This window comes from Nocardia sp. NPDC004415 (genome assembly GCF_053602435.1).
Genome location: NZ_JBSGDP010000101.1, coordinates 1 through 11,093, shown reverse-complemented (window position 1 = coordinate 11,093; position 11,093 = coordinate 1). Strand labels below are relative to the sequence as shown.

Below are 11,093 nucleotides of genomic sequence, written 5' to 3'. Positions count from 1 at the left end.
CGCACCGACTTCCAGGTGAAGCTGCGCGGTCTGCGCATCGAGCTCGGCGAGATCGAGTCCGCGCTCACCGCGCAGCCCTCGATCGCCCAGTCGGTGGTCGTGGTCCGTGCCGACGAGCGCACCGGCGATCAGCTGGTCGCCTACGTCATCCCGGAGCCGGGCGCCACCGTCGACACCGACGCGGTCAAGGACGCCCTCGGCGCCGAACTGCCGGTGTACATGGTGCCCGCGGCCTACGTGGTGCTCAGCGCCTTCCCGCTCAACGCCTCCGGCAAGCTCGACCGCAAGGCGCTGCCCGCGCCGGTGTTCGCCGCGCGCACCTTCCAGGCGCCGGTCACCCCGGTGCAGCAGATCGTCGCCGCGACCTTCGCCGAGGTGCTCGGCGCCGGTCAGGTCGGCCTCGACGACGACTTCTTCGAACTCGGCGGCAACTCGCTGATCGCCACCCGGGTCGCCGCGCGCCTGTCCGAGGCGCTCGACACCCAGGTGCCGCTGCGCGCGCTGTTCGAGGCCTCGACCGTGGCCGCGCTGGCCGCGCGGGTGGAGACCGCCACCGGACGCGGCGGACGCATCCCGCTCGTCGCCCGGCCGCGCCCCGAGCTGGTGCCGCTCTCGCAGGCCCAGCAGCGGATGTGGTTCCTCAACCGCTTCGACAACCGCACCGCGGTCAACAACATCCCGGTGGCCATCCGCCTCAGTGGTGAGCTCGATGTGGCGGCGCTGGAAGCCGCCATCGCCGACGTGACCGCGCGGCACGAATCGCTGCGGACCTTCTACCCGGAAGTGGAAGGCGCCGGCTACCAACAGATCCTGCCCGCCGACGAGGTCCGCTTCGCCCTGCCCGCCCAGCCCTCGGCCGGTGACGTGGTCGCCCGCGTGGTGGAGCTGGCGGGCGTGCACTTCGACGTCACCCGCGAGGTGCCCTTCCGCGCGAGCCTGCTGCGCGTCGACGAGCAGACCCACGTGGCCGTGCTCGTCATGCACCACATCAGCGGTGACGGCTTCTCGCTGCGTCCGCTGCTGCGCGATGTCGTGGTCGCCTACACCGAACGCGCCCGGGGCGAGGTGCCCGCGTGGGCGCCGCTCGACGTGCAGTACGCCGACTACACGCTGTGGCAGCGCGAAGTCCTCGGCGAGGAGAGCGATCCGGAGTCGGTCGCGGCGAGCCAGATCGCCTACTGGACCGAGCAGCTGCGCGATCTGCCCGACCAGATCGAGCTGCCCGCCGACCGGCCCCGGCCGGAGATCGCCACCAATGCCGGTGACCTGTACCGCTTCTCGGTCGACGCGCCGCTGCACCAGGCGCTCACCGAGATCGCCAAGGCCCGTGGCGTCACGCTGTTCATGGTGATGCACGCGGCGCTGGCCACCTGGGCCGCGCGCCTGTCCAACAGCACCGACATCGCCATCGGCACCCCGATCGCCGGTCGTGGCGAGCGCTCGCTCGACGACCTGGTCGGCATGTTCGTCAACACCCTGGTGCTGCGCAGCGAGGTCGACCTCGGCGGCAGTTTCGCCGACCTGCTCGACCAGGTCCGCAAGGTGGACCTGTCGGCCTTCGCCAACGCCGACGTGCCCTTCGAACGGCTCGTCGACGTGCTCAGCCCCACCCGCTCGCAGGCGCACCACCCGCTGTTCCAGGTGGCGCTCACCTTCGAGGCGGCCACCGCCGCCGACGCGGGCACCGTCGCGCTGCCGGGCCTTGACCTCGATGTCGTCGACTTCGACCCGGGCACAGCCAAATTCGACGTGCAGCTCACCGTGGGCGAGGCCGCCGACGGCTCGCTGGCGCTGTCGTGGAACTACGCCACCGATCTGTTCGACGCCGAGACCGTCGCCGCCTTCGGTGACCGCCTGGTCCGCATCCTGCGGAGCGTCGCGGAGAACCCGGACGTGATCGTCGGCGACATCGACCTGCTCGGTGAGGCCGAGCAGCGCGATGTCGCGCAGCGCTGGGTGTCCTCGGGTGCCGACGCCATCGGTCTGCCGGTCGTGCACGACGCCACCACCCCGGCGGGTCATCGCCGCGGGCTGTTCGGCAACAAGCACACCACGCTGGTCGACCTGTTCGACGCGGCCGCGGTCGCCTACCCGGATCGCATCGCCGCCAAGTTCGGTGTGGAATCGCTGACCTACGCCGAGCTCGACCGGCGCGCGAATGTGCTGGCGCGCAGGCTGATCGCCGACGGCGCCGGTCCCGAATCGCTGGTCGCGGTGATTCTGCCGCGTTCGCTCGATCTCGTCGTGGCGCTGCTGGCCGTGATCAAGACCGGCGCCGGTTACGTGCCCGTCGACCCGACCTACCCGGCCGAGCGCATCGCCTACGTGCTCGAGGACTCCCGGCCCACCAGCGTTGTGCTCGACTCCACCGTCCAGGTGACCGTGCCCGGCCACCTGCCCTCGGTGGTGCTCGACGGGTTCGCCGTGGAGACCGGCAATGTCGAGGACGCCGACGATCTGCCGATCACCGACGCCGACCGCATCGCGCCGCTCTCGCCGGACAATGTCGCCTACGTCATCTACACCTCCGGCTCGACCGGCCGCCCCAAGGGCGTCGCCGTCGCGCACCGGAATGTGGTGCGCCTGTTCGCCAATACCGATCGCGACTTCGGCTTCGGCCCGCGCGATGTGTGGACGCTGTTCCACTCCTACGCCTTCGACTTCTCGGTGTGGGAGCTGTGGGGCCCGCTGCTGTTCGGCGGCTCGCTGATCGTGGTGGACTACTACACCTCCCGCTCGCCCGAGCAGTTCCTGGAGCTGCTGCGCGTCGAGCAGGTCACCGTGCTCAACCAGACCCCGTCGGCGTTCTACCAGCTCGCCGAGGCCGACCGGAACGCCGGACCGGGCCTGGCGCCGCTGGCGCTGCGCTATGTGGTCTTCGGTGGCGAGGCGCTGGAGCTGCGCCGCCTGTCGGACTGGGTGGCCCGTCACGGCGACAGCTCGCCGACGCTGGTCAACATGTACGGCATCACCGAGACCACGGTGCACGTGTCGTTCCGCGCGCTGGACGCGAAAACCATTGCCGCCGCGTCCGGTTCGGTCGTCGGCCGGGCCATCGCGGGCCTGGGCGTCTACGTGCTCGACAACCGGCTGCGGCCGGTGCCGGTGGGTGTCGCGGGCGAGATGTACGTCGCCGGGCCGCAATTGGCGCGCGGCTACCTCGGTCGCCCCGACCTCACCGCGACCCGCTTCGTCGCCAACCCGCTCGCGGGCCCGAACCAGGCCGGTTCCCGGCTGTACCGTTCCGGCGACCTCGCGCGCTGGAACCGCTTCGGTGAGCTCGAATACCTGGGTCGTGCCGACGATCAGGTCAAGGTGCGCGGCTTCCGCATCGAGCTCGGCGAGATCGAGGCCGCCGTGCTGGCCCAGCCCGGTATCGCGCAGGCCGCGGTCATCGTGCGCGAGGACCAGCCCGGCGACCAGCGCATCGTCGCCTATGTGGTCGCCGACGGCGAGGCCCAGCCCGATCTCGACGTGGTGCGCAGCGGCGCGGCCGAACAGTTGCCCGCGTACATGGTCCCGGCGGCGCTGGTCCGCCTGGAATGGATTCCGCTGACCGTCAACGGCAAGCTGGACCGCCGCGCCCTGCCCGCCCCCGCGGTGCAGGCGCGCGCCTTCCGTGCCCCGGTGACGCCGGTGCAGGAGACCGTGGCCGCGGTCTTCGCCGAGGTGCTCGGCTTGGACCGGGTCGGCGTCGACGACGACTTCTTCGAACTCGGTGGCAACTCGCTGATCGCCACCCGCGTGGTCGCCCGCATCGGCGCGGCGCTCGGCGCCACGGTGCCGGTGCGCGCGCTGTTCGAGGCCTCCACCGTGGAAGCCCTGGCCACCCGGGTGGAATCGCACACCGGCGGCACCGCCCGCGCGGCGCTGGTCGCCCGCGAGCGCACCGAGGGTGAACTGGTGCCGCTGTCGTTCGCGCAGCAGCGCATGTGGTTCCTCAACAAGTACGACACCACCTCCGCCGCCTACAACCTGCCCGTGGCGATCCGCCTCACCGGCGCCCTCGACACCGAGGCGCTGGCGCTGGCGCTGGCCGACCTGGTGCGCAGGCACGAGTCGCTGCGCACCCGCTACCCCGAGCACGGCGGCACCCCGGTGCAGCAGATCGTGGCCGCCGAACGCATGTCGCTGGACCTGCGCCCGGTCACTGTCGCACCGGAGCGGCTCTTCGAGACCGTCACCGAGTTCGCCTCGGCCGGATTCGATGTGGCCGAAGAGGTTCCGCTGCGGGCGCGCCTGTTCCGGGCGTCCGCCGACGAACACGTCCTGGTCGTGGTGGTCCACCACATCGCCGCCGACGGCTTCTCCATCGCGCCGCTGACCCGCGACGTGATGCTGGCCTACACCGCCCGCGCCCAGGGCACCGCGCCCGGCTGGGCGCCGCTGCCGGTGCAGTACGCCGATTTCGCGATCTGGCAGCGCGCGGTGCTCGGCACCGAGGACGACACCGAGTCGCTGATGTCGCGCCAGGTCGGCTACTGGCAGACCCAGCTCGCCGGCATCCCCGACGAGCTCACCCTGCCCTTCGACCGCCCCCGCCCGGCCATCGCCTCGCATCGCGGCGCCACCGTGCACCGCGAGCTGCCGCCGGAACTGATCGGCAGGCTCGACGAACTGGCCCGCCGCCAGGGCACCTCGCTGTTCATGGTCATGCACACCGCCCTGGCCGTGCTGCTGGCCCGGCTCTCGGGCTCCGACGACATCGCCGTCGGCACGCCCATCGCGGGCCGTGGCGAGCAGGCCCTCGACGACCTGGTCGGCATGTTCGTCAACACCCTGGTGCTGCGCACCGGCGTGCGCCCCGGCGAGACGTTCACCGACCTGCTCGAGCAGTCCCGCAAGACCGACCTCGACGCCTACGGCAATGCCGACGTGCCCTTCGAGCGCCTGGTGGAACTCCTCGCGCCCGAGCGCTCGCAGTCGCGCAACCCGCTGTTCCAGGTGATGCTGGCCTTCCAGAACCTGGACCGCACCACCCTGGAACTGCCCGGCCTGGCCGTCTCGGCGCTCGACCTCGAGGAGAGCGTCGCCCGCTTCGACCTGCAGTTCACCCTGTCCGAGCTGGGCGAACCCGGCAGCGGCGGGATGGCGCTGGCCCTGAACTACGCCACCGAACTGTTCGACGAGGCCACCGTCGACACCATCGCCACCCGCTGGGAGCGCGTGCTCGCGGCCGTGGCCGCCGACGCGTCGGTGACCGTCGGCGCGATCGATGTCCTCGATGCCGCCGAGCGGGCCGACCTGGTGTTCCGGGTCGGCGAGCCGCCGGTGCCCGCGCGCACCCTGCGCACGCTGCTGGCCGAGGCCGTCGACCGGAACCCGACCGGCGACGCCGTCGTGTTCCAGGGGACAGCGCTGTCGTATGCCGAACTGGACGAGCGCTCCAACCGCCTGGCCCGCCTGCTGATCGCGGAAGGCATCGGCGCGGAAGACCTTGTCGCCGTGGGTGTCCCGCGTTCGGCCGACTCGGTGCTGGCCGCCTGGGCCGTCGCCAAGACCGGCGCCGCGTTCGTCCCGGTCGACCCGACCTACCCGGCCGACCGCATCGCCCACATGGTCACCGACTCCGGCTCACCGCTGGGTCTCACGGTGGCCGCCGTGCGCGACGGCCTGCCCGACTCCGCGCGCTGGCTGGTGCTGGAAGACCTCGACCTGGCCGCCGTCGACGGCGGTCCGATCGTCGACGCGGAACTGGTCCGCGAGACCAGCCCCGAGCAGCCCGCCTACGTCATCTACACCTCCGGTTCCACCGGTGTGCCCAAGGGCGTCGTGGTCACCCACGCCGGTCTGGCCAACTTCGGCGAGGAGCAGGCCCAGCGCTACGCCCTCGACTCCGATTCGCGCGCACTGCATTTCGCCTCGCCCTCGTTCGACGCCTCGATCCTGGAACTGCTGCTGGCGCTGGCCCGCGGCGGTGCCCTGGTGGTCGTGCCGCCGGGTGTCTACGGCGGTGACGAGCTGTCCGAGCTGATCCGCACCGAGCGGGTCACCCACGCCTTCATCACCCCCGCCGCCCTGGCCACCTTCGACCCGAGCGGCCTCGACTCGCTGCGCGTGCTCGTCGCCGGTGGTGAGGCGGTGCCCGCCGATCTGGTGAGCAAGTGGGCGGTTCCGTTGGCGGACGGTACAGTTCGTGCCTTCCACAATGGTTACGGCCCGACCGAGACCACGATCATGACCAATATCAGCGCCGCGCTGACGCCGGGCGAGCTGGTCACCATCGGTGGCCCGACGCGCGGTATGCGCTCGCTGATCCTGGACGCCCAGCTCCAGCCCGTGCCGGTGGGTGTCGCGGGTGAGCTGTATCTGTCGGGCATCCAGCTGGCCCGCGGCTACCACGCCCGGCCCGGCCTCACCGCCGACCGGTTCGTCGCCGACCCGTTCGTGCCGGGGGAGCGGATGTACCGCACCGGTGACGTCGTGCGCTGGACCGCCGAGCGCACCGTCGAATACGTCGGCCGCTCCGACTTCCAGGTCAAGATCCGTGGCTTCCGTATCGAACTGGGTGAGATCGACTCGGCGCTGGCCGCGCACGAGACCGTCGACTTCGCCACCACCCTCGGCCACAAGAGCACCGCGGGCGCGGTCTCACTGGTCGCGTATGTGGTTGCCGCGCCGGGTCGTTCGATCGATGTCGCGGCGCTGACCGCGCATGTCGAGGAACGCCTGCCCGCCTACATGGTGCCCTCCTCGATCATGGTGATCGACCACGTGCCGCTCACCCCGGTCGGCAAGCTCGACCGCAAGGCGCTGCCGGAGCCGGTGTTCGCCACCGAGGTCACCTTCCGGGCCGCGCGCACCCCGATCGAGCAGACCATCGCCGAGGTCTTCGCCGAGGTGCTCGGTGTGGAGCGCGTCGGTGTGGACGACTCGTTCTTCGCCCTCGGCGGCGACTCGATCGTCTCCATCCAGCTGGTCTCGCGGGCCAAGGCCCGTGGCGTGCTGTTCACCCCGCGCCACGTCTTCGAGCAGCGCACCGTCGCCGGACTGGCCGCCGTGGCCGAGACCGCCGATGTGGCAGCCGCTTCCGCGATCACCCTCGCCGAGCTGCCGGGCGGTGGCGTCGGTGAGATGCCGCTGACCCCGGTCGTGCGGTTCATGGCCGAGCGCTCCGGCTCCTTCGGCCGGTTCAACCAGACCATGGCGCTGGAACTGCCGGTCGGCATCGACCGCGCGGGCATCGCCGCCACCGTCGGCGCGGTCATCGACCGCCACGACATGCTGCGCGCGCGCCTGCACCAGGTCGACGGCCGCTGGGTGGTCACCACCGCGCCTGCGGGCACCGTCGACGCCGACGCGCTCATCGACCACACCACCTTCCCGGCCGACGCCACCGACGACCAGCTGGTCGAGATCGCCTCCGCCGCACTGGATGCCGGCCTCGACCGGCTCGACCCCGCCGATGGTGTGGTCGTGCGGTTCGTGTGGCTGGAGCCCGATGCCGCCGCGCGCGCGGGTCGCCTGATCGTCGTCGCGCACCACCTCGTGGTCGACGGCGTCTCCTGGCGCATCCTGGTGCCCGACTTCGTGGCCGCCTGGGGTCAGCTGTCCGCCGGTCAGCAGCCCGAACTGGTCGCCCCGGCCACCTCAATGCGCGCCTGGGCGCACGCCTTGGCCGACGAGGCGCGTACCCCCGAGCGCACCGCCGAGCTGGACTTCTGGCGCGAGGTCGTCGCGACCCCGGACCCGCTGCTCACCGAGCGGCCGATGAACCCGGCCGTCGACGTCTCCGGTGTCATCGAGAAGCTGCCGGTCGAGGTGTCCGCCGAGGTCACCAAGGCCCTGCTCACCACCGTCCCGGCGCTGTTCCACGGTGGCGTCAACGACGGTCTGCTCACCGCGCTGGCCCTGGCCGCCGCCAAGTGGCGTGGCACCCGCCTCGCCGCGGGCAACGGCGCGACCGCCGCCGACGACGCCCTGCTGGTCCGGCTCGAAGGCCACGGCCGTGAGGAAGAGGTCGCGCCCGGCGCCGACCTCTCCCGCACCGTCGGCTGGTTCACCGCGATCTTCCCGGTCCGCCTCGACCTGGCCGGGATCGATATCGACGCCGCGCTCGCCGGTGGGCCCGCGCTGGGTCAGGCGGTCAAGGCCGTCAAGGAGCAGTTGCTCGCGGTGCCCGACAAGGGCATCGGCTACGGCCTGCTGCGGTACCTCAACGCCGACACCGCCGCCGAGCTGCCCACCGAGCTGCCCGGCCAGATCAGCTTCAACTACCTGGGCCGGGTCGCCGACAGCGACGTGCCCGACGCCCTGCGCGGCTTCGGCTGGATTCCCGCGCCGGAGCTGGCCGCCCTGGGTGGTGCCTACGACGCCGACATGCCCGCCATGGCGCCGCTGGACGTCAACGCGATCGTCGTCGGTGACAAGCTCAGCGCGAACATCGGCTACCCGAGCACGCTGCTCGCCGCCGCCGAGGTGCGCGAGTTCGCCGACCTGTGGGTCACCGCGCTGGAAGCTGTTGCCCGGCACGCCAACTCGGCCGACGCCGGCGGCCACACGCCGTCGGACTTCGCGCTCGTGCGCTCCACTCAGCGCGATATCGATCTCTGGGAGAAGCGCTACCCCGAGCTGACCCAGGTGTGGCCGCTGGCCGCCCTGCAGGCCGGTCTGTTCTTCCACGCGCGCCTGGCCGCGAGCTCGGTCGACGTCTACACCGCCCAGGCGGTCCTCACCCTCACCGGCCGCGTCGACGCCACCCGTCTGCGCGCGGCCGCCCAGGCCCTGCTGGACCGGCACGAGACCCTGCGCACCGCCTTCGTCACCGACCACGACGGCAATGCCGTGCAGATCGTCCTCGACCACACCCCGGTGTCGTGGACCGAGCACGACCGCGTCGACACGGGCGAGTTCGCCGACCTGGTCGAGGCCGACCGCACCGCCCGCTTCGATCTGGCCGCGCCGCCGCTGATCCGGTTCACCCTCATCCGGGTCGCCGAGGACGAGTGGCGCTTCGTGGTGTCCAACCACCACATCCTGCTCGACGGCTGGTCGACCCCGCTGGTCATGCGCGACCTGCTCGCGCTCTACGCCCTGCACGGCGACGCCAGCGCGCTGCCCGCCCAGCGCTCCTACCGGCACTTCCTGGAATGGGTTGCCCAGCAGGATCATTCGGTGTCGGTGGCGGCCTGGTCCGAGGCCCTGCGCGGCGTCACCGAACCGACCCTGCTCGCTCGTCCCGAGGCCGGCCGCGAGATCGCGGCGCTGTCGCAGGAGTACCTGTTCGACCTCGACGAGGCGGCCACGGCCCGCCTGGTCGCGCTGGCCGCCGAGCTCGGCGTCACCCCGAACACGGTCCTGCAGGTCGCCTGGTCGATCGTGCTCGGCCGGATGACCGGCCGCGACGACGTGCTCTTCGGCACCACCGTCTCCGGCCGTCCCGCGCAGCTGTCCGGCGTGGAATCCATGGTGGGTCTGTTCATCAACACCGTCCCGGTCCGGGTGCGTTTCGACGCCGCCGAATCGGTACGCGAGGTGCTCACCCGCACCCAGGGCGAGCAGGCCGACCTGCTCGACCACCACTACATCGGCCTGGCCGAGATCCAGTCCGCGGCGGGCATCGGTGGCCTGTTCGACTCGCTGGTGGTCTTCGAGTCCTACCCGGTCGACGCCGAGGGCATCAAGGCCCAGGCCGCCGATATCGACGGCATGGCCGTCACCGGTCTGGACGCCGCCGACGCCACCCACTACCCGCTCTCGCTCATCGCCCAGCTCGACACCCAGCTGCGCATCCGCGCGGGCTACCTCAGCGACCTGTTCGACGCGGCCACCGTGCACCGCATCGCCGAGCGCCTGATCCGGGTGCTCACCGCGATCACCACCGAACCCGGTGTCGCCGTGGGCGATCTGGAACTGCTCGACGCCGCCGAACGCGAACTCGTCGTGCGCGAGTGGAACGCCACCGCGCACGAGGTCGACCAGCGGGCCACCCTGGTCTCGCTGTTCGAGGCCCAGCTCGCCGCGACCCCGCACGCGACCGCGCTGAGCTTCGAGGGGACGAGTCTGTCCTACGCCGAGTTCGGTCAGCGGGTCTACCGCCTGGCCCGCTGGCTCGTGGACCGTGGCGTCGGTCCGGAAAGCTATGTGGCCCTTGGCATGCGCCGCTCGATCGACCTGGTCGTCGGCATGTACGCCGTCACCGTGGCCGGTGGCGCCTATGTGCCGCTGGACCCCGATCACCCGGCCGAGCGCACGGAATACATTCTGGCGACGGCCGATCCGGTGTGTGTGCTCACCTCGGGCACCGATCTGGAGATCGACACCGCGCAGGTCCGCATCGACCTGCTCGACCTGGCCGGCTACACCGACACCCGCCTCACCGACGCCGAACGCGTTGCGCCGCTGCGTCCGTCGAACACCGCGTACGTCATCTTCACCTCCGGTTCGACGGGTCGCCCGAAGGGTGTGGCCGTGAGCCACGGGGCGATCGTGAACCGTCTGGTGTGGATGCAGGCGGCCTACGGTCTGACCGCCGACGATGTGGTGTTGCAGAAGACGCCTGCCACGTTCGACGTGTCGGTGTGGGAGTTCTTCTGGCCCTTGCAGATCGGTGCGCGTCTGGTGGTGGCCAAGCCCGACGGTCATCGTGATCCGGCCTACCTGGCCGAGATCATCCGGGCCGAGGGCGTCACCGTCACCCACTTCGTGCCCTCGATGCTCGCGGTGTTCGTCGCCGACGCCGCCGCGGCCCGCTGCGAGTCGCTGCGCATGGTCTTCGCCTCGGGTGAGGCGCTGCCGCCCAAGCCCGCGCACCGCCTGCGCGAGCTCACCGGCGCGGCCCTGCACAACCTGTACGGCCCCACCGAGGCCGCGGTCGACGTCACCTTCCACGAGGTCGTCGACACCGATGTGGACACCGTCCCGATCGGCGCCCCGGTGTTCAACACCCAGGTCTACGTCCTCGACGCGCGCCTGCGGCCCGTCCCGGTGGGTGTCGCGGGTGAGCTCTACCTCGCGGGCACCCAGCTGGCGCGCGGCTACGTCGCCCGGCCGGACCTGACCGCCGACCGCTTCGTCGCCGACCCGTTCGGGACCGACGGCGAACGCATGTACCGCACCGGCGACCTCGTCGCCTGGACCGAGCACGGTGAGCT

At 71.6% G+C, this 11,093-nt stretch carries 1 protein-coding gene; it reads left to right on the top strand.

Annotation, left to right across the window (positions count from 1 at the left end; genetic code table 11):
- The coding region (locus ACWEMY_RS28425; protein WP_452392493.1) for an amino acid adenylation domain-containing protein at window positions 1-11,093 on the top strand (11,093 nt) is incomplete at both ends.